At 64.6% G+C, this 457-nt stretch carries 1 protein-coding gene; it reads left to right on the forward strand.

Features of this window, described 5'->3' with window-relative positions:
* Positions 1-457 (forward strand): acetyl-CoA carboxylase biotin carboxyl carrier protein subunit (locus CVN76_RS00330; RefSeq protein WP_157805376.1); only part of this gene is annotated, 457 nt, incomplete at both ends.

Raw genomic sequence — 457 nt, forward strand, 5'->3', positions numbered from 1 at the left:
CAGGTGCGTTTCTACCCGGTCAGCGAGCAGGAGCTGGATGAGCAGCGAGAGGCGTTCCGCGAAGGGCGCGCGCAGATCCGCATTGAGGACAGCGAATTCGATTTTGCCGATTACCGCCGTTTTCTGGCGGACAACGCGGAAGACATCAGCGCCTTCCAGCAGCGCCAGCAACAAGCATTCAGCCACGAAGTGACGCGCTGGCAGGCGGAAGAGGAGGAGGCCGAGGCCCAATTGTTGCCACCGCCGACGGATGAGGAAGAGGTGGATGGCGACCTGGTCAGCGCCGACCTGAACGGCAGCGTGTGGAAGATCCTGGTCGAGCCGGGGCAAAGGGTGGAAGCCGGTCAGCCGTTGATCGTGGTCGAGGCAATGAAAATGGAACTGGCGGTCACCGCGCCGCGTGCCGGGATCGTCAAGCGCATCAGTTGCCAGCAGGGGCGGCCGGTGGGGCCGGGCG

Source organism: Bacillus sp. mrc49, assembly GCF_002803435.1.